At 51.9% G+C, this 25,666-nt stretch carries 17 protein-coding genes; 10 read left to right on the top strand and 7 right to left on the bottom strand.

The genetic code is table 11. The features are described from left to right. The first annotated feature begins 13 nt into the window (after positions 1 to 13). Positions 14 to 832: an ion transporter gene (locus FBQ85_03005; GenBank protein MDL1874132.1), complete on the top strand. Its 819-nt coding sequence runs from the start codon at positions 14 to 16 to the stop codon at positions 830 to 832. A gap of 399 nt (positions 833 to 1,231) precedes the next feature. Continuing rightward, a complete protein-coding gene (locus FBQ85_03000; GenBank protein MDL1874131.1) occupies positions 1,232 to 2,530 on the top strand; it encodes an HlyC/CorC family transporter in 1,299 nt (432 codons plus the stop codon). Between the two features lie 27 nt (positions 2,531 to 2,557). On the opposite strand, the gene FBQ85_02995 is transcribed toward FBQ85_03000, so the two are convergent. After that, on the bottom strand, positions 2,558 to 2,836 hold the full coding sequence (locus tag FBQ85_02995; GenBank protein ID MDL1874130.1) for a hypothetical protein: 279 nt from the start codon (positions 2,834 to 2,836) through the stop codon (positions 2,558 to 2,560). A gap of 127 nt (positions 2,837 to 2,963) precedes the next feature. Between FBQ85_02995 and FBQ85_02990 the strand changes: the two genes are divergently transcribed. From FBQ85_02990 to FBQ85_02975, 4 genes are all read left to right on the top strand, one after another. Beyond that, positions 2,964 to 3,605, top strand: a complete 642-nt coding sequence (locus FBQ85_02990) for a hypothetical protein (protein MDL1874129.1) — start codon at positions 2,964 to 2,966, stop codon at positions 3,603 to 3,605. 48 nt (positions 3,606 to 3,653) lie between these two features. Further along, positions 3,654 to 4,034 (top strand): DUF423 domain-containing protein, encoded by a 381-nt coding sequence (locus FBQ85_02985; protein ID MDL1874128.1) that lies wholly within the window; start codon positions 3,654 to 3,656, stop codon positions 4,032 to 4,034. A 108-nt stretch (positions 4,035 to 4,142) separates the two neighbouring features. After that, positions 4,143 to 4,817 (top strand): rhomboid family intramembrane serine protease, encoded by a 675-nt coding sequence (locus tag FBQ85_02980; protein MDL1874127.1) that lies wholly within the window; start codon positions 4,143 to 4,145, stop codon positions 4,815 to 4,817. A gap of 134 nt (positions 4,818 to 4,951) precedes the next feature. After that, on the top strand, positions 4,952 to 6,805 hold the full coding sequence (locus FBQ85_02975; protein MDL1874126.1) for a 4Fe-4S dicluster domain-containing protein: 1,854 nt from the start codon (positions 4,952 to 4,954) through the stop codon (positions 6,803 to 6,805). 368 nt (positions 6,806 to 7,173) lie between these two features. Here the strand turns inward: FBQ85_02975 and FBQ85_02970 are convergent, their stop codons facing one another. The 4 genes from FBQ85_02970 to FBQ85_02955 form a co-directional block, all read right to left on the bottom strand. Further along, positions 7,174 to 7,464 (bottom strand): DNA mismatch repair protein MutS, encoded by a 291-nt coding sequence (locus FBQ85_02970; protein MDL1874125.1) that lies wholly within the window; start codon positions 7,462 to 7,464, stop codon positions 7,174 to 7,176. Between the two features lie 40 nt (positions 7,465 to 7,504). Beyond that, complete coding sequence (locus FBQ85_02965; GenBank protein ID MDL1874124.1) at positions 7,505 to 8,743, bottom strand: MFS transporter; 1,239 nt, start codon at positions 8,741 to 8,743, stop codon at positions 7,505 to 7,507. Between the two features lie 31 nt (positions 8,744 to 8,774). Next, entirely contained in the window at positions 8,775 to 14,654 is a 5,880-nt protein-coding gene (locus FBQ85_02960; protein MDL1874123.1) for a DUF4038 domain-containing protein, read from the bottom strand. A 375-nt stretch (positions 14,655 to 15,029) separates the two neighbouring features. Next, positions 15,030 to 15,509 (bottom strand): hypothetical protein, encoded by a 480-nt coding sequence (locus tag FBQ85_02955; protein ID MDL1874122.1) that lies wholly within the window; start codon positions 15,507 to 15,509, stop codon positions 15,030 to 15,032. A gap of 464 nt (positions 15,510 to 15,973) precedes the next feature. On the opposite strand from FBQ85_02955, the gene FBQ85_02950 reads away from it, so the two are divergent. Beyond that, on the top strand, positions 15,974 to 16,780 hold the full coding sequence (locus FBQ85_02950) for an FRG domain-containing protein (protein MDL1874121.1): 807 nt from the start codon (positions 15,974 to 15,976) through the stop codon (positions 16,778 to 16,780). Here the strand turns inward: FBQ85_02950 and FBQ85_02945 are convergent. Together FBQ85_02945 and FBQ85_02940 are read right to left on the bottom strand one after the other, a co-directional pair. After that, a complete protein-coding gene (locus FBQ85_02945) occupies positions 16,758 to 17,480 on the bottom strand; it encodes a hypothetical protein (GenBank protein ID MDL1874120.1) in 723 nt (240 codons plus the stop codon). The genes FBQ85_02950 and FBQ85_02945 overlap by 23 nt on opposite strands. Further along, complete coding sequence (locus tag FBQ85_02940) at positions 17,266 to 17,820, bottom strand: hypothetical protein (protein MDL1874119.1); 555 nt, start codon at positions 17,818 to 17,820, stop codon at positions 17,266 to 17,268. The genes FBQ85_02945 and FBQ85_02940 overlap by 215 nt, the downstream gene beginning before the upstream one ends. A gap of 181 nt (positions 17,821 to 18,001) precedes the next feature. Between FBQ85_02940 and FBQ85_02935 the strand changes: the two genes are divergently transcribed. The 3 genes from FBQ85_02935 to FBQ85_02925 form a co-directional block, all read left to right on the top strand. Then, complete coding sequence (locus FBQ85_02935) at positions 18,002 to 21,691, top strand: GAF domain-containing protein (GenBank protein ID MDL1874118.1); 3,690 nt, start codon at positions 18,002 to 18,004, stop codon at positions 21,689 to 21,691. Between the two features lie 3 nt (positions 21,692 to 21,694). Continuing rightward, positions 21,695 to 22,099 carry a response regulator gene (locus tag FBQ85_02930; GenBank protein ID MDL1874117.1) on the top strand — a complete coding sequence of 135 codons (405 nt, stop codon included), beginning with the start codon at positions 21,695 to 21,697 and terminating at the stop codon, positions 22,097 to 22,099. A gap of 35 nt (positions 22,100 to 22,134) precedes the next feature. Next, on the top strand, positions 22,135 to 25,666 hold a 3,532-nt coding region (locus tag FBQ85_02925), incomplete at its 3' end, for a GAF domain-containing protein (GenBank protein MDL1874116.1).

The raw sequence follows: 25,666 nt of genomic DNA, 5'->3' as shown, positions 1-25,666 counted from the left end.
GGAACAAGCAAAGGTGTCCGAGCGCCTCAAAGCGATAGTCGAATCGACCCGCACACAACACTTCATCACGGCCGTGATCGTGCTCAATGCCATCACCCTGGGCTTGGAAACCTCAGCATGGGCGATGGCGGCATGGGGACCGGTTTTGACCGCGATTGATCGCCTCGCGCTGCTGATCTTCGTGGTCGAGCTGACCGCCAAAATCGTGGTCTATGGCCTCCGCTTCTTCGCCAGCGGTTGGAATTGGTTCGATTTCGTCATCATCGGCATTTCACTCGTGCCGGGCGCAGGCAATCTTTCCGTGCTGCGCGCCTTCCGAATTTTTCGAGTGCTGCGCTTGTTCTCGGTTGTTCCCAAATTGCGCGCGGTAGTGCAAGCCCTGCTCGCCGCAATTCCAAGCATGGCTTCGATTCTGGCGGTGTTGCTGTTGGTTTATTATGTCACGGCCGTGCTGGCAAATCAGTTGTTCGGCGCGCGCTTCGCCGAATGGTTCGGCACCATCGGCCGCTCGATGTATTCGCTGTTTGAAATCATGACGTTCGACAACTGGTCGTCGGGCATCGTCCGGCCGGTGATGGAAGTCTATCCCTGGGCGTGGGTGTTTTTCCTGCCCTTCATCGTGGTTACCAGCTTTGCTGTGCTCAATTTGTTCATCGCCATCATTGTGAACACTATGCAGGCGCAACACGAAGCGGAAATGCAACAAGAGCGTCGCGACGAGCGCACGGAGTGGCTCGCCGGCAATTCGGAATTGGCGCAGGAAATCACCGAATTGCGGCGGCAGGTCGCGGCTCTGCAAACACTGTTGCTCAAGACCGAGCCCAAAAATTGAGAGGGTGTGTTGTCAACACGGCATCAAAACATGGCTTCCACTGAAATCCATTTAAAAAGCTCTTGCTGTTTTTAAAGTTCGATTCGTGAAAACGTTTTCTCGCGGCCGCCCCGCGCGACATGCGGCGATTTCTTGGCTTGCCCCAAAACGGGCATAGCTGTTAAACAAAAATTAGAAAGTTTTCGCACACAAACTTGCCATCCCGCAGAGATTTTTTTCGTCACCCCATAGCAGACAACAATGCTCTCACCTGTACCGCATTTTCCTGCTCCGGAAACTTGAATTCTCCCTCAAACTTGTTTATTTTGCCGCAGGCGTTCTGCCGGAACGCCCCTCGATTTCAAGCCAGTTTTGAAACCATCGGCGCCATTTGTTTTATGTGTCTGTGAGAGGGCCATTATGGGTTTGGAAGTTTTTTTTATTCTTGTTTTGATCCTATTGAACGGCGTTTTCGCCATGTCGGAAACGGCGTTGGTTTCGGCGCGCAAGCTGCGGCTGGAACAATTGGCGGAAGAAGGAAATGAACAGGCGGGCGTAGCGTTGGAACTTGCCAACGATCCCAATCGCTTTCTTTCCACCGTGCAATTCGGTATTTCACTCATTGGCACATTCGCCGGCGTGTTCGGCGGCGCGACGATTGCCGAAAAACTAATGATTAAATTGAATGAGGTGACGTGGCTGCAACCGTATAGTGAATCACTGGCGTTAGGCATCGTCGTGCTGGCCATTACCTACCTTTCCTTGATTCTCGGTGAATTGGTTCCCAAGCGGCTGGCGTTATATTATCCCGAGCGGATTGCCGCCGGCATGGCGAACAGCATGCAGCGGCTCGCCCGCCTGGCCTCGCCTTTTGTGCGCTTGCTGAGTTTTTCCACCGAGGCCGTGCTGCGGCTCTTTCGCGTCAAACCTCCGGCAGCCCCGACCATCACGGAAGAAGAAGTCAAAGCAATGATCGAACAGGGCACGGAAGCGGGCGTCTTTGAAGAAGCCGAGCAGAACATTTTTGATCGTGTTTTCCGTCTCGGCGATCGCCGTGTCAGCATGCTCATGACGTCGCGCAGCGATATCATCTGGCTCGACCTGAATGATTCCCTGGAGGAAATGCGCGGCAAAATTTCGGGCAGCGGATTTTCACGCTTTCCGCTGTGCCAGGGCAGCCTTGATAATCTGCTCGGCGTGGTGCGCGTCAAGGATCTCGTAGCGCAGATGTTGAATGCCCAATCGCCCGACCTGCGCGCGATTATGCGCCAGCCGTTGTTCGTGCACGAAAAAATGCGCATCCTGAAAGTGCTCGAGCTGTTTCGCGTCTCGCGCACCCACATTGCCATTGCCATTGATGAATATGGTGAAATTCAAGGCTTACTCACCTTGAATGATATTCTCGAAGCGATCGTGGGAGATGTGCCCAACCCCGGCATGACGGCGCAACCGAAAGTGTTGCAGCGTGACGACGGCTCTTGGCTGGTGGATGGTTATCTGCCGATTGACGAGTTCAAGCAACTCTTCGATTTGACTTATTTACCCGGCGACGACAAAGGCGATTTCGAAACACTCGGCGGCTTCGTGATGGTTTATCTCGAACGCATCCCCGCCGCCGGCGAGTATTTCGATTGGGGTGGTTTGCGTTTCGAAGTTCTCGACATGGATGGCAATCGCGTCGACAAGGTTCTCGTCAAAACCTTGCAGCCCATCGCATAACAAACCGTCTCGCGAGTAAGATTGATTTCAACAACAGTTTGAACTTGCCGACGACTGAGCCTGTCGAAGCCGAACTGTCAAAACCGAATCGCCGGCTGAGCTTGTCGAAGCCGAGCCTGTCGAACCCGAACTGTCGAAACCGAACTGTCGAAACCGAACTGTCGAACCCGAACTGTCGAACCCGAACTGTCGAAACCGAACCGCCGGCTGAGCTTGTCGAAGCCGAGCTTGTCGAAGCCGAGCTTGTCGAAGCCGAGCTTGTCGAAGCCGAGCTTGTCGAAGCCCGAACTTGGTCTTGCTTCTCAAGTGAACTTGATTATCTTGCTTGCGGCTATTTTATTGAACAATGGCATATCGTCGAAGCATTTTTTGAATGTAAAAAATTTGGATTGTATAAGCCCGGTTGTTGAACTGTTATTCATGAGGAATTTCTATGAATCTTCGTTTACGCCGTTTATTCATGCTGTTGGCGCTCACGATCCTTGCCGTGTTTGGCATTCATGGTTGCGCCGCATTGCAGCAAATGTCTGATGCTTTGGTAAATTTGCAACGCTTGCAGTTCAAATTGGACGGCATTGTGCCGGGAACCCTTGCCGGCGTTAATCTGGCAAAGATCAATGATCCCACCTCGCTCAACTTGCAAGACGGCATCAAATTGACTGCCGCGTTTGCGCAGAAATCCCTGCCGCTCGCCTTCACGTTAAATGTCGCGGCGAAGAATCCCAATGACGGCGCCGGCGGCAGCCCGCAAAAGGCCGCGCTGCTCTCCGGCTTTGCGTGGACGCTGAGCATCGATCAAAAGCAAACCATCTCCGGCGACATCTCAAGTCCGCTTGAAATTCCCGGCACCGGCCAGGCCACCATTATTCCATTGACCATGTCGTTGGATCTGTTTCAGTTTTTTGGCGGGAACGGGTATAAAGATATTTTGGATTTGGCGTTTGCCATTGCCGGCAAAAGCGGCAGCGCCTCGCGCTTGACGCTTGCCGCCACGCCGAGCGTGACGATCTCGGGCGTTCCGCTCAAATATCCCGGCGCCATCAACATCGTCGACAAAGAATTTACCAACCCTTGAACACGCTTGTGGTCTTGACACGCCGCAGGTCCGGCGTTTTTTACAAGGATGAACATGGCTAAACTTTGGTTGATCATAGCCGGCCTCTCCGGCTTTTTGTGCGTCGCGCTGGGCGCATTCGGTGCGCATGCGCTCAAGGCCACGTTGGGCGCCTACGGCAAAGACATCTATGAAAAAGCGGTGCATTATCAAATGTTTCACACCGTGGCCTTGCTGCTGGTCGGCGTGCTGCAAAATCAATCTCCCCATCTGGTGTTGCAACCTGCGGCGTTGGGTTTTTTGTGCGGCATTATTTTATTTTCCGGCAGCTTGTATGTGCTGGCGGTAACGGGAGTGACGTGGCTGGGCGCGGTTACGCCCCTCGGCGGTTTGTCATTTCTTTTCGGCTGGCTGTGGCTCGCTTATGCGTGCATGAAACTCCGAGCTTGATCTGCGGCAACATCGTTCGCCTGGAACGGCTTGCTTGACTTTTCGAAAAAAGCTCTGTAGGTTGAAGTTCGCCGGCGCTGCCGGCTGTTATTGCACCAAGGAGCGCATATGATTCCCATAAAAGATGATAACCCTCGCACGGCCTTCCCTCTCGTCAACACTATCTTGATTGTTGTGAATGTCGTGGTTTTTATTCACCAGTTTTTGCTGCCAGTGGAAGCCGGCCAGGCATTTATCAATCAATATGGCGCCATTCCGCAAAAGATCATGCACGGTGAAGATGCCAGCGGCTTGTTTACCTCGATGTTTCTCCACGGCAACCTTATGCACATCATCGGCAACATGCTTTACTTGTTTATTTTTGGAGATAACATTGAGAACTTGCTCGGTTCCATCCGCTATTTGATTTTTTATATGCTGAGCGGGGTGGGCGCGGCATTTTCGCACATCCTGATCGACCCCGGCTCGACGATTCCGATGGTTGGCGCGAGCGGCGCGATCTCCGGCATCTTGGGCGCCTATGCCGTAACCTATCCGCGCGCGCGTGTGCTGGTCGCCTTTCCGATTATTTTTTATATCACCACATTTCGCGTTCCGGCTTTTCTGGTGTTGGGCCAATGGTTTGTGCTGCAATTATTTGGCGGCGTCTCGACCGTCGGCGCTGACGAAGGCGGCGGCGTTGCCTGGTTTGCACACATCGGCGGTTTTGTGATTGGCATTATTCTGTTGAAATTTTTCAAGCCCAAACGGCGCGACGCCAATTTTGAAGTGTTTTATCAGTAGAGTCGCTTTCCGAATTTCCGACAAGCGATGTCTGTTCGTTCATTCACTTGACAAGTTGCGGATAACTTCCTCCGTTTTTTGTCAAGCAAACGGGCGAAGGCCGGTAAAACCTTTCCCGCGAAGGGATCATTGTCATGGCATTTCAACTTTGGGAAAAAGCGCTGTTGGCAGTTTTGATTGTGTCTTCACTAGCGCTTTTTGTAAGAGATTTTTATCGCAAGATTGAGCAGATTCGCGCCGGCAAAAGCGATCGGGTGCGCACCGATCGCGTGGGCGCGCGGTTATGGCGCACCTTCAAAGAAGTTTTTTTTCACACAAAAGTCATCGGCGCGCGCCCGATCACCGGCGTGCTGCACTTGGCGGTGTTTCTGGGTTTTGTTATTTTCGGCCTGGAAACGATCGATCACTTTCTGAAAGGTTTTGATCTACCCTTCCTGAAAATCATCTTCGGCGAACGACTTCCTCTGTTCAAATCTGCGCTTGCCATTATTGCCTGGGCTGTAATATTCGGGATTCTAGGGTTGGCATTCCGGCGATTTGTATTGGTGAAAATTTCACCGGACCCCAAATCGTGGACTTCCGGCCTGGTGGCGCTTTTCATTGTGATCTTGATGGTAACTTATCTCAACGGCCATCAAGCCGAGCCGGCGTTCCCGAAAGCGAATTGGTGGGCGCATGCGCTGGTGATTCTCGTATTCCCGCATCTCATCATTCGCTCGAAGCACATGCACCTCATCCTGTCGCCGGTGGATATTTTTTTCCGCACACCGCGACTCGGCGATTATTTGCCGCTCAATCTTGATATGGATCAGCTTGCAGAAGCGGAGGAGGTGAAGCTCGGCCTGGAAAGCCTTGCCGACGTGCCGTGGAAAATGCGCATGGATTTTCTGACCTGCGTCGAGTGCAAGCGTTGCACGGAACAATGCCCGGCATGGAACAGCGGGCAGGAGTTGAATCCGCGCGGCTTCATTCTGGCCGGTCGCAACGCGCTAGCGTTGGCAGCAGATTCTCCGGTCATCGGCAACATTATTTCTGAGGTCGAGCTGGGCCAATGCACGAGCTGCGGCGCGTGCGAAAATATTTGTCCGGTAGGCATCGAGCATCTGCAAGTGCTGCTGGGCGCCAAGCGCGCACAAGCGTTGTCGATCGGTAAAGGCATGGTGGCCACGGAATTTCTCGAGAAAGTCGAGCAGTACGGCAATCCCTTCGCTGCGCGCAAAGAGGCGCGCGCCAAGCTGCTGGCCGAGCTTGACATTCCCCTCTATGAAAAAAACAAAACTGAATATTTGCTCTGGCTCGGCTGTGTATGGTCTTACAACGCAGACGCGCGCAGCAGTTTGGAAGCGATGATTAAGATTTTGAAGCAAGCGCGCATCAATTTCGGTGTGTTGCAAGAAGAGGCGTGCAGCGGCCATCATTCGCGCCGGCAGGGCGAGGAAATGCAATTTCAAACGCTGGCGAATGAAAACATTTCAGCGTTGACCGAAAACACCGTGACGAAGATGATTTCACCCTGCCCGCATTGCTTGCACACGTTTCGCCGGGAGTATCCTACGCTGAAGCGCGAGTTTTCCGTGGAGGCGATTCATCATTCCGAGTTTATCACGGATTTGCTGGCGAGCGGCAAGCTGCAACTGCAAGTGGCCAACGGCAAGCCGTTGACGTATCACGATCCCTGCTATCTCGGGCGTTATGAAAAAGTTTATGCCGCGCCGCGCGAGGTGATTGCGCAAGCCGGATACAAAGTTACTGAATTAGCGCGCCACGGCGAGCGCTCGTTTTGTTGCGGCGGCGGCAATGCCGGTTTTGCGCGCGAGCAAAAAGTCGCCAAGCGCGTCGATCAAACCCGCAAGGAAGAAATCGCTGCCTCAGGCGCGAAGATTCTCGTCACCGCTTGCCCGGAATGCAAAATGATGCTCAACGCGGCGGTGGAAGAGACGAAGGATTTGGCGGAATTGGTAGCGGAGAATATGCGGGTGACTGTTTGAATGAATTTTCTCGGGCCGTTTTTTGATAAGTTGAATACGGAATCTCTGATGTGGTGGCAGAAATCAAAAAACGATACTAGGAGAGAACGGAGGTCACTGCAAAATTTTTTAGAAAATGTATTTCTGGGTTTTCTCCTGTTGCGTTTACTTTGGATCGGAAAAATTTTCAACCCCACGTGATGAGATAATGCCTCGTTTGAAAGGCTGTGATGCGCGGTTAGTTTTTAGATGCACTTTCTTGAAATGTCCTCCAGGCAGAATCTTGTGAAGCACTCGGTATGATGTCTGCAACTTCACAATATCCCTTCCATTAGACAGGCCGGGAGCGACAACGTTTTTAAGATATTGGAACACTAAGAGCCTGCGCCTTATTCACCTTCGTCTTTTGTTTTCAAATAAACCACCGTTGCGCCCCAGCCCCCGCCGCTTTCATCTGCCAGTTGAAATGAGATAACTTCCGGAAGTTTTTTCAAAATTGCATGTACCGTTTCGCGCAACGCGCCAATGCCCTTGCCGTGAATGATGCGCACGTGCAAGATGCCCTGGTCGCGGCAGGCCGCGAGATAGTCGGGCACGAGAGTTTTGAGATCGCGCGGATGAAACGTGTGCAAATCGAGCACGCCATCAATCGGCATGTCGATCGGTTCTGATTCGTTCATTTTGAGGTTTTGTTTTGAAATTGATAAGCAGGTTTTTGCTTTAACCCCTGCCGCCGGCAATGCGTTGGGCTGCTGGCGAGCGCCGCAGCGCCAACATTGCGGCAATGCCCAGCGCCGGACCGAACGCGAGAAACATAAACGCATAATTCCAGCCCACCCAGCTTTCCAGCGCGGGGATCAAGCGAATGGTCAACAACGTCAGGAGAAAGCCCAGGCTGGTTTGCAATGTCAATGCCGTTCCAATGTAATCGGGATGCGATAATTCGGTAATGCAAGCCGAGAATTGCGCGGAATCGGCCACGACGGCGAAGCCCCAAACCAAACAGAGCGCGACCAGTGCAATGGGGTTGCCCCCGAATAAAAATCCCACTAAAATTGCGCATGCACCGCTGATGACGAGCGAGCTGATCGTCAACGTTGTGCGTCCCCATTTGTCCGCCAATTTACCTGCAACCAAACTCCCGAGGCCTCCTGCGCCGATCACCGCAAAAGCCGCAAGGCTTGCCCATTGCGGCGCTAGCCCGGCGATTTTGAAACTTGCCAGAAGAAAAATGGGCGTCCACGCCCACATGGCATACAGTTCCCACATATGGCCGAGATAACCCAGATTGGCAAGCGCGACTTCTTTGGTGCGCGCAACTTCACCCACAAATTTCCAATTGAATGGCGGAGTTTTGGCGCGATACGGGCCTTCTTCGATAAACCAAAAAGCAATGAATGCACCGAGCATCGCCAAAAGACTCGCGCTATAGAGTACGGGTTTCCAATCGCGCACACCGCCGAAAGCGCTGAGCAAATGTGGGGCTGCCGTGCCCACCGTCAACGCGCCCACCAGCAAACCGATTCCCAGGCCGCGATCTTCTTTCGTCCAGGTCGCCATGATCTTCATGCCGACGGGATAGACGCCCGCCAGAAAAAATCCAGTAAAAAATCGCAACACCAACGCCTCATTCAAATGATCGACAAACAGCGGAATCAACAGCGTTGAAATCGCGGCGAACAAGGCCGAGACGGTGAACAACTGTCTGGAAGAAATGCGATCAGCGAGATTGAGCAACGCCGAACTGAAAGCGCCGGCGACAAAACCGATTTGCACCGACATGGTGAGCCAGGCGCGCCCGGAATCATTCAAACCCCAAGCCGAGGTGAGCGCGGGAACCACGGCAGAGGCCGAGAACCAAACGCCTTTTGCCAGCAACACGGCAAGTGACAGCAACAGCAGCGTGCGCCATTTCAGTCGTTTGAAATCTTTGTCAGCATACTGCGGAGCAGATGGCATTGGAATTTTGTAATGGTTGCTTGCGACTATTTTACCGCAGGTACAGCATTCTTCGTGTCAGAACTTCCCGGCTGCCGGGAGTGGAGTAAATCGCGCGCAGCAAGTATACGCCGCTGCTCACGTGTTCACCGCGCGCGCCGCTGCCGTTCCAACTCAGAAGATAATAGCCCGGCGGCAAATCACCTTCATGCAAGCGTGTTACCTCGCGCCCGGCGATATTATAAATCACGACTTCGACGAGTCCGGCTTGCGGCAGCGCAAGTTTGAGATTCGTCGAGTTGTGGAAAGGGTTGGGATAGTTTTGCGCCAATTCAAAGCATTCGGGAACGCCCGAGGTCGAGGGACCATGCGAATGATCGCATTTCCCCAGGCCATCATCTCCGAAGTGAGTTGTCAAATATGCCGCGTGCGCCGGCCCGGGCGGCGTGAGGTTGAAGGTATCGCTTGCGGCTCCAAAAAATGCGCCGCCCCATTCGCCCGTGCGTGTGTCAAACCACTGGCCGTTGATGCCGCCTTCCACCTCCGAGAGATTCACCTTGAATGGCGTGGCCACTTCCGTATAAACCACGTACTCGTCTCCGGGTTTACCGGCAAGCCAGCGATTCGTCGCCAGCGCTTCGAAACGCGTAAAGGCATGCCAATTGATCGTGTAACGTGCATTGCTGCTCCAAAACTGTTTGAGGATCGTCATGTACCTCGCGCCGGCGGAATACAAATTCGCCGGAGACATGACAGCGCTGTGATGAAACGTTCGCGTATTGCCATACACAAAAAAACCGCCGCGCATGACGATTTCCCAGGCGTCTTTGCGCACGTCGTCCGCCGATTGATCGCCTTCATAGCCAAATTCAGAATTGATCACCGGTTTGTTGAAACGCCGGTCCGGCGTGATGCGGCTGGGATTGAAGATTTGCTGATAAATCGTGCTCAACCAGGTCGCATCGCCGAAATCGTCGGCATTGGTATCGATTGTATGAGTTGTAATGGGGTGGCCGTAGGGATCGTTGGCTTTGATGAATTCGCCGAGACGGGTGTAACCGCCGGGCAGCAAAGCTTCTTCATATTCGCCTGCGAGTATCCACATGACGTTGTAAGCGCCATAGCGATTGATAAGATACTGTGCGTAGCGATCGACCTGCGCTTCCGTCAAGAATTTTTGCCAGCCCTCGTTGGCCCATGCGAACATCATCCCCACCACCAGGCCTTTCTCATTCATATAGGCCAAACGCTGATCGAACGCCCGCCAATAGCCGGGGTTCAAGCGATCGACATTTTGCGCAAGAAACGCTTGCCCGTTTTCGTTGTAATCGTTGCTGTCGGGCCGCAGCGCATACAACTGGCCATGCACATAATTGAAACCCTGGTCCGCACGCGCATCAACATAAGTTTTAATTTCCTCCGGCCAGGAGACGGTGGCGCTCGCAAACGACCATTGCGTATCGCCCATCAAAAAGAACGGTTGCCCCTCTGCGGTGGCGAAGGTATATGGATTTGCCGGCGACACTTGCAACGGCCCGGTGGTGTTAGCATGATTTGCCGGCAGCCGCCCTTCACATAAAAATGCGCCGGATTTACCGTTCAAACCGGAGTCGTTTGAGGATGACACCCAGCGCCACTCGCCCAACGCAAAAGGCGAAAAGCGCACACGATAAACATCGCCGCCATCCCAAAAGCCTTTCACGGTAAGGGATTTTCCTTGCGCTGCGCCGGAAACACCGGTGAATGTCACAGATACGCCCGGACCATCGACATAAGGATTCACGCCTGCCGCCGTTGCATTCAATGTGATCTCATGCAGGCCGTACAACGGCGCGGCTTGCAACTCGGCTTCAAAATTTTGCAGCACGACAACTAACTCCGGCTGCGCGTTGGTTGACTCGCGCGAGTCATAGGAAACGAGTTGTGCGCCGGTTCCGATGAGCGCAAAATCGAACGTTCCGTTTCCGGCGACCGCGGCGGTCACGTTCACCGAGTGCCACTTTCTTGCTTCCACGGATTTAATGCTGTCCAACCGTGCGCCGGTAACTGCCGGTTTCGTCAACCACGTGACATTGTTTTCGTCCCAAGCCGTATTCAAGACATGTACGAGATTCCCACCGTTGCCGGTTTGGCGGCCATGCAAGCGTAACATTGCCGAGGCCACCGGCGACTCGAGTCCGGCGACAATGAAACGCAAATAGGCTTCGCGGCCCTCACCGGCGAGCAAATTCATCCAGCCGAAATTGCCGTTATCGCGCTTGGTGGCGTAAAGTCCCGCGCGTTCGACATAAGTATCTGCGACCGGTTTGAAAATGTAGATGCCGCCGGCGCGCGTAGTGAAGGTTTGATCCGGCGTGATGAACGTGTTGCCGGAATTGTCGGTCGCAATGATGCGATAATGATAAGTTTGATTGGCGTTCAAGCCCGCCAGCGCCGTGCTGAACGTCGAATCCGGCGGACCTAAAACCGGCAATTTCTGGCCGTAGGCGCTGGTGAGGCCATATTCGAGCGCGCAAACCGCAGGCTCGTTCGTCGCCCATGACAGGCGCACGCCGTTGGCGTAACGGTTACTTGTGACGATGGCTGTGACTTGCGGCGGGGCTGGATCATCTGCCGGAACGTTTTCTTTGATCAACAAATTCGAGTAAATCGGCCCGATCATCGCGCCGTATTGGTTGTTTTTGAAGTTGGTGACCAAATCCGTGGCCACGGTGAAATCGCGCCCGAGAAAAACATAGCGCAGTTGCATCGGCGCGGAATGCGTGTGCGTTGCCTGTAAAACGCCATCGCGAAAATAACTGAGTTGATTGCCCTCCCAGGTGATCTTGAGACGGTAAGTCTGATTGCGCCACCAATCCTCGAGTTTCGTGGTGTTTCTCTCGTTGCCGTCATACGTCCACGACAGCAGTTTCACGCCCGGATTATAGCGCGAGCCCGTGTGCAAGTCCCACACCGTTTCCTGATTTTCCACCGGATGATGGTTGCCCCAGGGATTGCGAAACATGCTGATAATATGATGGCGTGGAAATGAGTTTTGCTCTGCCGGGCGAAAATTGCTGACCTCCAACTCCAGTGAGCCGCTTTCCAGATAAGCGCCGAGATCATACCTGATCATATCTTCCGCGGCGGTAACCTGCCAGCCGTCGGCCACAAATTCGCCGCCGGTGCGCACGCCGCTCGTAGCGCTGTTTAGCGCATCGGTCAATACGATTTTTTCGAGAGTAGATGCGTTTGCGGTGGTGAAGACAAAATCCTGACTCACACTGAGATTGCCGGCGGCATCCTGGGATTTGACGCGATAATGATACGTCGTGCCTGCAGTTAATTCAGACAGAGTGACGCTATGTGACGTGACGAATGCCGGAGAGAGCGGCGAGGTCAAGCCGTAACTCGTGGTCAAGCCATAGTCAACTTGTGAATCACTCGCCTCGTCGGTTTGCCAATTGATTGTTGCACGCGTCGAGGTGATTTGGCTGCTGGCAATGTTTGCAAGCTGAGGCGCTGTGACATCCGGCTTGGGAAGCGTTGTGGTTGAGTAGAGGGCAAAATCGTCCACCACCCACACACCGTTATTCGGCGTGTTGTACGCCGCCAGCTCGAACGCAAATGAATCTTCCAGCGTGAATCCCGGCAGCGAAAATTTTTCGGCGTAAGCTTGTATCCACACCGCGTTGTCCAGAGAATAATCAAAATAAATCGAATCGGCAGTCGTGCGTATGCGCAGATAAAAATCCCGCTCGAAATTTACGCTTGTGGCAACGTCCCGGCCGTCGGAGACGCCGTTTTTATTCCACTGCACGTGCAGCAAGTACGGCGCATTATGATCGTCACGATAGTTGTAGAAGCGATACCAATTCTTCTCATTATAAAAACCAAAAGTTGCGGGGGGATTCACAGTAGGCGACATGCCGAGACAGCCGTCGCCATTCGGTTGCACGACTTTGATCTGAACGGTTTTATGGCTGCCGGAAAATTTGTCCCGCGTATAAATCCAGGCGCTGTTTTTACCGGTGGAACGCAGGTGTAATGCCCCGTTTTCCAAAGTCGAAGCATTTTGCGCCGCTGAGCTTTGCACCCATTTCATCGCGTCAAACATCGGATCGTCAAAATTGTCGGCGAGCATGGGGCCGTCAAGAGTTGTGAATGTGAAATCACCACTCACGCTAAAATTCCCGGCTTGATCTTTGGATTTGACGCGAAAGTGATAGCTCGTATTGACATTTAAATTGGAAAGCGTGATTTGATGCGTGTTCGCCAGCGCCGTCTGCAAGGTTGTCGCTAAGCCATAATTTGGCGTCAGGCCGTATTCCACTTGCGCATCCGTCGCTTCGTTCGTCACCCAGGCGATGCGCGCGGAAATCGCTGAAATGTTTTCGATGGTAACATTTGAAATGACGGGCGGTGTTTGATCGAGGGTGGTGAATGTCAAATCACTGCTGGTGGCGAGATTCCCGGCTTGATCGCGAGACTTCACGCGAAAGTGATAGGTCATACCCTCTTGCAAGCCTGTGAGTGTGGTTTGATGCGAGAGCGTCAATTCCGGCTGCAGCACGGTGGAGGAATCGTAATTTGCCGTCAGGCCGAATTCCACTTGCGTGTCGCTCGCTTCGTTTGTGGTCCAGGAAATTTGCGCCGTTGTGTTGGTGAGATGATCGATCGCCACGTTTGTGATCATCGGCGGCGTTTGATCGGGCGTGGTAAACACGGCATTGCCGCTCACGCTGACATTGCCGGCGCGGTCGCGCGCGATTACGCGATAATGATAAACCGCGCCCTCTTGTAAGCCTGAAAGCGTCAGACGGTGAGCGGTGGCAAAAAGCAGGTTGATCGGCGTTAATGAGCCATAGCTCGTGGTCAAACCATATTCAACCTGAGCTGTGCTTGCTTCGTCTGTGTTCCAGGAAATCGTTGCGCTGTTCTTCGTGAGATCGCTGCTCGTGAGGTTTGAAATAGCCGGGGGAGTTGTGTCGGGCACACTTGTCGCCAGAATGAAATCATCCAGCACCAACACGCCTTTGGAGGGCGTGTTGTAAGCCGCCAGTTCAAATGTGAACAGGCTGTCAAGAGTGTAGCCGGGCAGTGAGAATAATTCGGCATAGCCGGTTACCCAAACGTTATCATCAAACGAATATTCGAAATGAATCGAATCTGCGCTGGTGCGCATGCGAAGATAGAAGTTTTTCTCGAAACGTACGCCGGTCGCAACGTCAAGGCCATCAGATGCGCCATTTTTGTTCCATTGCACATGCAATTTGTACGGCTCCGAGTTGCCGCTACGATAGGTATAAAAACGATACCAGTTGGCTTCGTTATAGAAGCCATAAAATGATGAGGGGTTGACCGTGGGTGACAGTCCGAGACTGCCGTCATTGTTCGGTTGCACGACTTTGATTTGAACGATTTTGTCCCGCGCGGAGAATTTGTCACGGGTATAAATCCAGCCGGATTTGCCGCTGGTTGAGCGTAAATGCAATGCGCCATTCTCAACCGATGAAACATATTGCTCGGGCAATCCTTTTTCCCATTTGATGAGGTCAAGCGTACTGCCGCTGAAATCGTCGGACAACAACACCGTGGCTGCGGCGCTTAACCTGGCAGGCGGCGCGCGATCCAGCGCAATCTCTGCCCCGCGCTGCGGCGGCAAAGAGGCTGCAATGAGCGGTTCAGCGGCACGCGACGAGGGCCCGCCATAGCTGGCGGTTGGCTGCGTTGCGGAAAATTTATCCGTATCCCCGTCTCTTTCATCAGCCTTGAGAGTATCAACGTGGAATTCGATGGAATCGAGTACACCAAAACCCGCTTCAGATCGTGCAGCGATGATGCTGGAATTGTTTTGTGGCAGGGCAGAGGTAGCGGTGGCGTATAAAATCGTACCCGCCGTGAGCAGTATTATCGTCCAAAACTTAAGCGCGGGAAAAAGGCTTGCATTCATTGGGCCATTCCTTCCATGGGAAAATAGTGAACCTCAATATTCGTGGCTTTACAAACCGGGCATGCTGCACCAATAACCTACCTTTAGATTTTCCCCACGAGTAAAGCTGCCCGTAGATTGGAAGTCGTTGCGTGACGGCTCTGCTTGAGAAGAGTTACCGGAGGCACAGCGTAGATCATTTCAAAAAATAAATCCGCCTTCCCAATGTGGAGTCCGTTCGCGCATGTGATTTCAGATTGAGAAGGCGGATCGATTTGGCAAAACAAGCGGCAACAACAAAAAGGCGGGCCTTGCACTGTTTGTCCGCGAGGCAATGAAATTTACGGGCTACCTCTCAGCCAGCAAGGCTTGTTCCTTTCCTGACAATGGCCAACATTAAAGCATTTTTTCGAATTTGTCAAGCTTCCATTTTCGCAGTGTACTATCGAAGTTACGAAAAATTTTGCCCAGAAATTGGCCGCACTGGCAACCAAAGTGTTGAGAAAACCCAACAATTCGCCCAACACCCCTTTCGATAATCACCAAAATGCGAAATCGGCGCAAAGCCGCCGAGCAATAGTGTTTGTGATGCTGCAGTAAAAAGCGCAAAACCCGGGCAAGGATAAAGAACACGATCGGCAGCAGCACTTTGAACAATCCTAGAAAATTCTGCAACTTCTGTAATTCCAACAAGACATAGCCCAGCAGCAAACCGTGCATGTGGGTTATGAGGTTTGAGAACGTTCTCGAGCTGAGCAGATAACAGAGTCCCAGTTCAATCAGCTCATCGAGTAGCGAGCGGGCGTTATTGCCGTGCACAATAAACGACCATAGCGAGGGCGGCGGGCTGGATTTGTTTTTATGCGGAGAGATCATCTGCGACGCTCCCATCAGACCAGGTGAGTTTTGCGAGCCGCGGCTCGATAAATTACGGGCGCCAATGTGGGCTAAAGCAACCGCCAGGCCAGAAATTATCCAATGAAATGCCGCCGAGCTTTTTTCTTGAATATCAATAGATTGGGATGCCGGTTTTAGGGTGGGTCACAGAGCATCTTTGCCCTACTCTCATGGCGTAAAAACGCAAGCAGTGTAGGAGATTCAAGACGGGTAGAAGGTGTCTCTCCCAAGTAAAGCGATTATTTTTTGACCGGGTGATGCTTGGGCTTCTTCCAGTTTTCAAAAAATGAATGATAATGTTGGTTTTTGGCAACAATTGGTGTTGGGAAAAGGCAACAATCTGAAAGGCGAGGAGTTTTTCTGTTATTTGTTTACAGCTAGTTAAGTGACAGGAATGCTGGTACGCTTATGGTAGGCTGGCGTTTTATTGTGAGGGCATTCAAATGAGCGCAAATGAGGTCGTTGTTTCAAGCTGGCCGGATTTGATGGAGCAGCTTTTTGTGGATTCCTGGAATCCTGAAATCATGCGCCATCGTTCGCCGTATGCCTTTCGCGGTTTGTCCAACAAAAATTATGAACTATCGACTCGATTGATGCGGTTGGGAGGAAATTACGCAGGAGTTGAGAGGCACTTGCTACGAAATTTCAGAAAATATGCGCTTGATGATGTGCCGAAAGGAAAAGACTCGTTCTGGAAGTGGCTGGCAGTTGCCCAGCACTTTGGCTTGCCCACGCGGTTGCTTGACTGGACCTTTTCGCCTTTCGTTGCCGCCCATTTTGCGACATGTGATCTGGAACGCTATGATGTAGATGGCGCGATTTGGTGCGTCAATTTTATTGAAACAAACAAGCTTCTGCCTAAAAAATTGCAGCATTTGTTGGACATTGACGGGGCGCTGAATCTTACCATAGAAATGCTAGATCACGCTGTAGCCTCGTTACCCGAATTTGACAGCTTGGCGCTTGAAAGTTTTGCTGTCTTCCTCGATCCACCGTCGTTGGATGGAAGAATCGTAAATCAATATGCGCTGTTCTCGATGATGTCCAATCCTCTGGCTTTGCTAAATGATTGGCTGGAATCGCGCCCGAAATTATTTCGAAAAATAGTCATACCGACCCGCCTCAAATGGGAAATTCGCGATAAGCTCGACAAGGCGAACATCACGGAACGAACGTTGTTCCCGGGTTTGGACGGCTTGGCGGGATGGTTGGCACGATACTACACCCCTAGACAGGCATATGATTCGTAAGAACTTTCGCAGCGCCATTATTCTGGGCATCGCGGGTTCTGGGCTTAATCCAGATTTCAATGCCGCTCTTACCGTTTTCCGTTCTTTTGAGATTGATGGCATCAAACAGATTGAGATACTCCGGCGCAATTATCGAAAGATTGACGTTGGTGCTGGCCAGCTCATCAATGAGTTGCTCCAGCGCCTTGATTTCTCTGGTATCATAGCGTTCCGATAGGATGCCAAATCCTTTAAGAAAAGCGTGCAGGTTTTTGATTCTCAATTCGCGCGAGCGAACATGATAGTTCTTAAGATTCCGGGCATATTCGTCTGAGGTCACATAAATTAGGACATAGTCTGCATGAGCGAAAGCCAGCCGAATGTATTCTTTGTGGCCTCGGTGCAACGTGTCGAAGGTTCCCCCGATTGTTGCAATGGTTTTTGGTTTTCTGATTTTGTTCATCATCAAAATTTTGCGGCGGGTTTTTGAATGATCGAATGAAAAACTACCAGGCGTAGAGAAGTTCACTCTCCGTTGGGCTTTTGATTTTGTTTCTTTCAATATTTTGAACCGTTGCAAGAGGGATGTAATCAAATATGCAGGCAGGGTATCGTATCGCCGTGGAGGAAATGTCCTTATGCCTTTGCGTAACCGTTCTTTGCTTAATGACGACCAAAATAGCTGGTTTGCCTCGCACCAGGCGCTTCTGATTGATTTCATGAAACAATCTTAAGTATTCCGGCACGACGATCGCCACGCCAATTTCTTCGCTGCTCAGCTCTTGTTCGAGTTGTGCAAGTGAATTTATTTCTCTTATTTCGTATTGATTTGGTGCAATACCCATGGTTTCTAAGAAGCCTGTCAGTCGTTGAACTCTTGCTGCGTAACTACGAACATGATATTTCTTAAGCCCTCGTGCGTAGTCATCCGAGAGCACATATATGATGGCATAATTTGCATGCGCAAAGCCCATGCGAATATATTCCTCGTGGCCTTTATGCAAGACATCGAAGGTGCCGCCTAAACTGACAATTTTTCTTGGCTTACCATTTTGATCCATCGCAACTTTCCCGTTGCTGAATTGTGCAAGGTTGAACTGACAGAGATTTTGAGGTTATGACTCTGAATTTGCAGTGAATGAGGTGAACTCGCCCCATGGAATTACTTTAGGAAAAAAATCGCATCAAAGATTAAAGACTAAAATAGCAAATTGCGGAAAAAATCTTTGGCTGGAGGCGTTTATGGAGCAGAACGCGCGAACACGCTTGGACGACAACCTATTGGGTGAAATCGTCAATAAGGCGGTGACGCTCACCCAGGCCGAGCGGGGATGTTTGTTACTTTATGATCCTGTCACGGATCTCATCGAATGCCGCACCGGCGCTGATTGTCACTGTTTTGTGGAGGCACAGTGCAAAACCTGCGCGGTCCCACTGCAAGAAGCGCCGCCGCGCCTGCGGCAATTTTTTAATGGCCATAATTCCAGCGGCTACATCTCCGCCTCTATCGAGTTTCCCACAAAAACATACCCTGGAACAAACGGCGCTACTTCGCAAATGCTTATCCCTTTGCGACGCAAGCGCGACCCCTCTCTCGGCCTGTTGATTTTCGAATCCAGTCAAAACGATTACTTTCAGCAAAAGGATATTGCATTTGCACAAGCCGTTGCAGATTTCTGTGCGTTGGCGATTGAAGAGTCGCAAAAGCACATCAACAGCAAACATATGTTGAAAAAGCTCGATCTATTGTCGTGGGCCAATAATGTTCTTCTGGCGGAATTCGAGAACAAATCCCTGATCGAAAAATTCGATTATATTGTTGAAAAAGCCACGGAAATTTTGGACGCCGAATTGTGCAGCTTGTGGATTGCGAAAGGCACACAGATCATGCTGGAAACAAGTTTTGCGCAAAGCGGCAAAGTCAGAAACAAGCAACGTGTTGTTCTGCCCATTCAAGATGGCCCTGGCTTTACCGGGTATCTCGCCTATCAGAAACAGGTTTTTAATAGTTACGGCGAAGAATTGGAGAATCATCCGGCGCGCAGGTCTGAAATTCCAGCCGAATTTGTATTCTCGCAGCATGTATTTTCCGAGCTGGCCTATCCCATGCTCGATGACGACGGCAGCCTGCTTGGGCTGTTCATCGCTTACAACAAGAAGGATGCAAATGGCCAGCCTCTCAAAAACGCCGGTTTTTCCAGGGAATTTGACGAGCCGTTGATGAAGATTTTAACGACAAAGCTTGTCATCTCCATCAAGAACGCCCGATTGCTTAAAAAATTGCGAGACTATGAACTGATCGTCGAGAGTACGCCCGACCCGGTGGTGATGAATTCGAAAACAGGTTACATCACCTACATGAACGCCGGGGCAAAAAATCTATTCGGCGATTTGGTGGGGTGCCATGTCTCAGAACGATACCCCACAGATGAACAGAGCACCGGACTGGAAAAGGCCCAGGAAATTCGCTGGCAATTGCTGAAGTCCAAAGACAAGCGCATCAAAAATTACGAAACCGTGTTTTTGGGAAAAGACAATGAACCCATTCCGCTGAGCGTGTCGGTTAGCATCCTGCACGATGAGAACGGCAGAGATGCCGGCACCATCGGTATTGCCAAAGACTTGCGCGAAATCAAGGCCCTGGTTGCTGCCGGACAATCGTTGATTCAAACGCACGATATTGATAGTATTTTGAAGCAAATCACCCAGGTTTGTTTGCGTCTGCCCAACAGCACACGGGCTTATATCAAGCAGTACGACGAGCAAATCGAGGAATTGGTATTTCGTGCTTTGAGCGCGCGCGAAGCCGGCGCTTTTTTTCCGGTTAGAGCCACGCCCAAAGATAGCGGCATGACAGGTTGTGTTTTCCAAACACAACAGCCCATGCTTACCAACAACGTCGATCTATTGCCCATCAATCGCTATAATGCAATTTTCAAAGGCGTCAAATCCAAAATCGTTGTGCCCATCACGTATATCGACAAGGAAACCGGCGCCTCGCGCAAAATCGGCGTGCTCAGTGTTGACAGCAATGAATTGGATGCCTTCTCGCCGAGTGATGTTTATTTCCTCTCAACGCTCGCCAATCAAGCGGCGGTGGCGCTAGAAAACGCCAATCTCATCGCCTCCAAAAATCGCATGATCACCAAGCTGCGCGCTTTTGACAAGGTACAACTGGCTGCCACCGGCAAGGATTTAAATGAAGATCGCATTTTTGACAGCGTGCTCGATGCGGTGGTGGACATTTTGGGATTCGATCACGCCACTATTTCCAAAGTCGATAAGACGATCGACATGATCGGCACCGTCAAAGGGCGCAATGTTCCGGCGGAATTCCTGCAATTGGCCTGGCATGCCTTGGACAGCAAAGACATTCAAGCTTGGGTGGTGCGCCACAAAATGCCGGAATATCTCGACGGCTGGGACGAGCGGCTTGATCGTGAAATCTATGCACGCTTTCATCATGAGCAGTTGGTCCGCACGATCATCCCCATTTTCGCGCGCGGCGAGGTGCTGGGTACTTTGGAAGCGGGTTATGATCGTTCCAAAAAAGCGATCATCGAATCCGACGAAATCGAAGCCTTGCAACGCATCGCCAATCTTGCCGGCCTGGGCCTCGAGCAGGCCAATCTCGTCAAGTTGATGAAAGAGGAGCTGGATTTGCGCACCATGCTGGAAATGCAGCTTGATGCGCTCAATCATGCCAGTCTCGAAATTTTCAATTTCGCCACTGAAAAAGAAGTGATCGAGCACATTTTTATCAGCTTGCAGAACATCGGTTACGCCAAGGGCATGCTCTCGCTGGTGAATGATGTCACCGGCATGATCGAAGGCAAATATGCCGCCGGCGACAATTGGAAGGCCATCGTGCTCGAGACCAAGCGAAATTTGAAGGGCACGGACATACTCGCGCAAGTCTTGCGCGCGAAAGTGCCGATTCTGAGCGCGAATTGCATCAAAGATCCGATATGCAATTTTGACAGCATCAAAAAAGCCGGCATCAAATCGCAATACGTTATCCCGCTGATTGTCAACGACAAAGCGGTGGGCACGCTGCAAATTGATCTTACTGATCACCAGGATTTGGTGAATGGTGATGAGCGCGTGTTGCGGCGGCGCATGAAAGTGGTGGAAACCTTCGCGCGCCAAGTGGCGGTGGCAATTCGCAATATTCGCGCGCTCGTGACCATCGATCGTCTCGAAACCAATATTGCGGAAACCGCGCACGAGTTTCGCAGCCCGTTGCACAACATCATGACGCAAGTCGGCGGTTTGAAGGATTTTCTCGAACAGAGCCGAGTGGACAAAGACATCGATCAATTCGTTGCGGCGATTGAGGAGGAAATTCATCGCGCCAAACGCCAGGTTGACAACACGTTGTTGCTGCGCGAGCGCTCTCGTGAACAAGTGGAGTATGAATTCAAGCCCGGGTTCATTCGTGAAGTGATTGAAAGTTGCGCCAACGCCTACCGCTTGCGCGCCCTGGAGCGCGGGCTGCGCATCAGCATTCGTGACAGCGTCAAACGGCTGCCGCGCCTGCCCTTCGACCGCGGTAAGATGGAACAGGCTTTCACAAATCTGATCGATAATGCCGTGAAGTACTCTTATGCCAATCGTTACATTGACATTCAAGGCGCGGAAGACGACGACAAGATTTATGTTGAAATCACCGACCGCGGACTTGGCATTCCGGAAAGCGAGTATGAGACGATTTTCCTGGGCTTTGCGCGCGGCGATGTGAAAGACAAGATGCGCTTCATTCCCGGCACCGGTCTGGGCTTGAAGATTTGCCGCGAAATCATGGAAAAGCACGGCGGTAATATTTTCGTCAGCAGCGAGCCGCTCAGCCGCAATCCGGAAAAAATCAAAACGTTTCAAGATTATCTCACGACGTTCACGATTATGCTTCCCAAAATCCATCGGGAGAGATGAGTCATGAGCAACATCCTTTTTGTGGAAGACGAACAGCATAGCGTCAACCGTTATGTAAGTCCCTTGGAGCGCCGGGGGTTTTCCTGCGCCATTGCGAAGAACGGCGACGAAGCCTTCGCCTGGCTGCAATCCGGTACAATCGAAGTGTTGTCGCTCGATATTATGTTCGATCCCGGCCGTGCTTTTGAAGTGTCGAGCGATACATTGTGGGCCGGCGTGCGCCTGCTGGAGTTGATCCGGCAAGCACAAATCCCGAAATGCGACCCGGATCTCAAAGTGGTGGTGTTGACTGCCGTGGAAAATCTGGTGGTGGAGGATAAAATCAAAAAACTCGGCGTGATCGAATATCTGAAGAAGCCGGTTGCGTTTGAAAAAGTGATTGCAACGTTTATGAACATGAAAAGATAATTCATTCGTGCCACAAAAATAGAACGGTAAAATATATGTATCCGAATCCTTTTATTTATAAAAAACCGCTGGATCCGGGCCGGGATGATTTGGTTATGATCGGGCGGACGGCATTGCTGGAAAAAACAATGTCGGGGTTGGCGTTCGGGCATTGGTTTGTGATTTCCGGCGGGAAAAAAATCGGCAAGACGACGTTTCTCGCCATGCTGATGGAGGAATGCCGCATAAAAGGCTTGCCGTATCATTTCATTTCGATCAAGCTGGAAGAGTTGCCCAGCTTCAATCTCGCCGGCCTGTATCAGGTTTTGTGTGAAGGCTTGCGCGAATTGCTGGCGAGCGACGCAGCGGAGGGATTTTCCTCCCCTCCAGATTTGGAGGAGGTGAAGCATATGTTGATCACCGCCGCGCAACAGAAGGGCGCCGCCGAAAAGATCGTCATCATCCTGGAAACCTTTGAGAGTTTTCCGCGGGCGTTTGCCCAAGAAGCATTGCGCGGATTGATTAGCTTGCAGCAGGCGCAGGCCATGCGAAAGCTGCCGCCGAATTTTCAGTTCATCGTGAGCGGCGTATTGAACACTATCGATTTGCAGGTCGAACAGGGGCATTCATTTTCCGAGTATTCGATGCGTGTTTTATTGGAAGATTTTAGATATGAAGACATCGAAGTGATGCTCACGCGCGTGAGCCGCGAGTTGGGGCTTGCCTACGAGCCGGGTTTCGGAAGATTGCTCTATGATCATACTTCCGGCGTGGGTTATCTGGTGCAAAAGATTTGCTATCGTACGCTGGAAAGCGCATTTGTCCGCAAAGAGCCGATGGCATTAACACTGAAGCGCGCCGAGGCTGCCATTGCCAGCATAATCAAAGAAGGTGAAACCAACATTGAGATGGTGATCACGCAGATCGAAAAGGATCCCCAACTCATCGAAAGCCTGATGCGGGTTTTACGCGCCGGCTCGGTCAGCGCCAAAAAGTTCGATCCGCAATTAAAGACGCTGCTGGCGCTGGGCGCGTTGTCGGTGCAAAACGGGTTTTTTCGCCCGCGCAATCGCATCTACGAAGCGATTTTTCAGGATTATTTTACAACCGAGCGGCTCGCCGATCTTTATTTCTCGCAGCAAAAATACCAGCGCGCGCGCGAATTGTTTACCGTGGCGATGCACCAGCAATCCGTCGCTCAAAATGCCATGAGCACCGTACTGGGCAATATAAGCATGATCGACACCAAAATCGGCCAGGGAAGCATTGTGAGCGCGGTTCTGGAAGCGTTCATGAACGCGGTTGACCACACCAAAAACTGTTCATTGATCATGCGTGATCCCGTGAACGGCGCATTGCGCATTGTGGAAGCCATTGGATTGAGCGCGGAAGACATCAAATCGTTTGAGCTAAAATTGGGGCAGGGTGTGGCAGGGTGGGTGGCGCAGGTGGGCCGTCCGCGTTTTATTCGCGACATTACTGATGAAATCGAGTGTCCGGATTTTGCCTATCGCGAGATGGCGACTAAATACAAAGTCGGCGCCATGGCTTCCCTGCCGTTGAAAGTGTCCGGAAATGTTTTGGGGGTTATCAGCTTGTGTTTGGGTAAGCCGCGCGAATTCGGTGAAAGCGAAACCCGCATGCTGGATATCATGTCTGCCTATGCTTCGCTGGCATTGCAGCAGGTTTATCAGAAACTCGATTTTGAGCGTCATGCCAAACAGGTTGAGCAGGTGTGCGGCCTCATGCGCGAGGCCGGCCAGCATGCGGATTTGCCGGCGGTATTCAAAAAGATTCTCGCCACGGCCGCGAAATTATGCGACACCGATAACGTTTATATCGTTCATCGTGATCAAACCTCGAGCCAATGGCATTTTCAGTTTTTGCATGAGGCCGCGGGCGCACGCGCGGAGATCGCGCGCGGCGAAGGCATTGCCGCCGTGGTCTTGCGTACCGGCGAAACGCATCTCATCGAAAATACCAGTACCGACGACCATTATTTTGAAATCTGGCCGGGTATGCGCTGGGAGTTGGCGGTTCCTTGTCTGAATGAAGGAGAACCTCTGGGTTGTTTGGTGATGGCCAGCGATGCCGCGCCGTTGCCTTCTCCGGCGCTGCGGCAGCTTTTGGATATGCTGGCAGACGCCGTGGCCATGGCGTTGCGCAATAAGCGGCTTTATCATATCGCAGAAAAGAAAACCCAGCAAGTGATTGCAGCGCACGGCATCAGCGAGGCCTTGAGCCATGAAAACAGTCTGCAAGAAATTCTCAATTTTATCGCGCGCGAATGCCTCAATTTGATGGGGCGGGATAACAAAAGTGCGTTTGTTTGGATAAAAGAAAACGAGCGCCGCAAGCTGATTTTGCAAGCAGCGGACGGCAATGTGGATAGCCGCGAACATCTCGGCAGAATTTTGAATATGTCCGATACCAGCCTGGTTTTGTGGGTCTACAAAAATGGCCAGCCGCGGCTGGCGCGCGACGTTTCGCAAGACGATTATTACCGCCCCACCCATGCCGGCATCAAATCGGAGATTGCCGTGCCGCTCATCTTTCGCGATGAAACGATCGGCGTACTCGATTTGCAGAGCACGGAGCTTAACGATTTTGACGAGCAGGATCAGGAAGCGTTGATCGCCATCGCGCAAAACGCCGCGGTCGCTATGAAAATCGGCGAATGGCATGATTTGCGCATCAAAGAACAAATTGGCCTCGCCAAAGTTTTGGAGGCGACCGCGATTGAAGAAACGATTGCCGGCCTCACGCATGATATCAAAAACATTTCCGCATTGATTGCCAGCGAAACGCAATGGCTGGAAAAGCGTGAACGCGAGGATCAACTCGACTTGTTTGAGGTCAAGAAAGCCATTCGCAACATCAATAAGCATATGATTCGCATTGAGGAATATGCTAATCACCTGAAGGGCCGCGCTTACAAGGCGCCGCCCGAGCCGCAATGGTGCAACTTGCGCAATGTTGTCGGCGAGGCCGTGCAAGTCGTCATGCCCAAAGCCTCGCGCCAAGGCGTTGAAATCAAGCGTGATGAAATTGCGCTCGATTTGCGCATGTATGTCGATCCCGGACGGCTGGTGCGCGCGTTTATCAATATCATCACCAACGCTCTCGACGCCATGCCCAACGGCGGCTTGCTCAAAATAAATGCCGTGCGCAGCGCGAAGGAGGTGCAAATCAATTTTACCGATAATGGCAGCGGCATTCCGGATGACATGGTTTTCAAAGTACAGAGTGCTTTCGTCAGCACCAAGGCGAAGGGGTACGGCCTGGGCCTGACCGTGACCAAACGAATCGTTGAAGCCGATCACGGCGGCAAACTGCGTTTGCGCAGCAAGGAGAATCTCGGCACGACGGTGGAAGTGGTGCTTCCGATTCATCTGGGCGCGCCTCCTCGCAGCGACGAAATGCCGCACCAGCAATTCATCAGCAAATGGGCAAGCACGGCTGCGCAACCGGAAACCGAGGCGGCCGCCCGCCCCGGCAATATTTTGGTGGTGAACGATGACACGTATATGCTCGAAAAGATCGTGCATCTGCTCTCCAGCCTCGGTTACCGTGTGACGAGCACGGAAC

This window comes from Cytophagia bacterium CHB2 (genome assembly GCA_030263535.1).
Lineage (GTDB): Bacteria > Zhuqueibacterota > Zhuqueibacteria > Zhuqueibacterales > Zhuqueibacteraceae > Coneutiohabitans.
Note: the sequence above shows the minus strand (reverse complement) of the source record. Positions and strands in the feature narration are given on the sequence as shown.

Bases quoted from the DNA above. Each gene is read 5' to 3' on its own strand.
- FBQ85_02980 (MDL1874127.1), top strand. From the start codon at position 4,143: ATGATTCCCATAAAAGATGATAACCCTCGCACGGCCTTCCCTCTCGTC.
- FBQ85_02965 (MDL1874124.1), bottom strand. From the start codon at position 8,743: ATGCCATCTGCTCCGCAGTATGCTGACAAAGATTTCAAACGACTGAAA.
- FBQ85_02935 (MDL1874118.1), top strand. From the start codon at position 18,002: ATGGAGCAGAACGCGCGAACACGCTTGGACGACAACCTATTGGGTGAA.
- FBQ85_02950 (MDL1874121.1), top strand. From the start codon at position 15,974: ATGAGCGCAAATGAGGTCGTTGTTTCAAGCTGGCCGGATTTGATGGAG.
- FBQ85_02945 (MDL1874120.1), bottom strand. From the start codon at position 17,480: ATGAAATCAATCAGAAGCGCCTGGTGCGAGGCAAACCAGCTATTTTGG.
- FBQ85_02940 (MDL1874119.1), bottom strand. From the start codon at position 17,820: ATGGATCAAAATGGTAAGCCAAGAAAAATTGTCAGTTTAGGCGGCACC.
- FBQ85_02960 (MDL1874123.1), bottom strand. From the start codon at position 14,654: ATGAATGCAAGCCTTTTTCCCGCGCTTAAGTTTTGGACGATAATACTG.
- FBQ85_02975 (MDL1874126.1), top strand. From the start codon at position 4,952: ATGGCATTTCAACTTTGGGAAAAAGCGCTGTTGGCAGTTTTGATTGTG.
- FBQ85_02955 (MDL1874122.1), bottom strand. From the start codon at position 15,509: ATGATCTCTCCGCATAAAAACAAATCCAGCCCGCCGCCCTCGCTATGG.
- FBQ85_03000 (MDL1874131.1), top strand. From the start codon at position 1,232: ATGGGTTTGGAAGTTTTTTTTATTCTTGTTTTGATCCTATTGAACGGC.
- FBQ85_02970 (MDL1874125.1), bottom strand. From the start codon at position 7,464: ATGAACGAATCAGAACCGATCGACATGCCGATTGATGGCGTGCTCGAT.
- FBQ85_02930 (MDL1874117.1), top strand. From the start codon at position 21,695: ATGAGCAACATCCTTTTTGTGGAAGACGAACAGCATAGCGTCAACCGT.
- FBQ85_02990 (MDL1874129.1), top strand. From the start codon at position 2,964: ATGAATCTTCGTTTACGCCGTTTATTCATGCTGTTGGCGCTCACGATC.
- FBQ85_02985 (MDL1874128.1), top strand. From the start codon at position 3,654: ATGAACATGGCTAAACTTTGGTTGATCATAGCCGGCCTCTCCGGCTTT.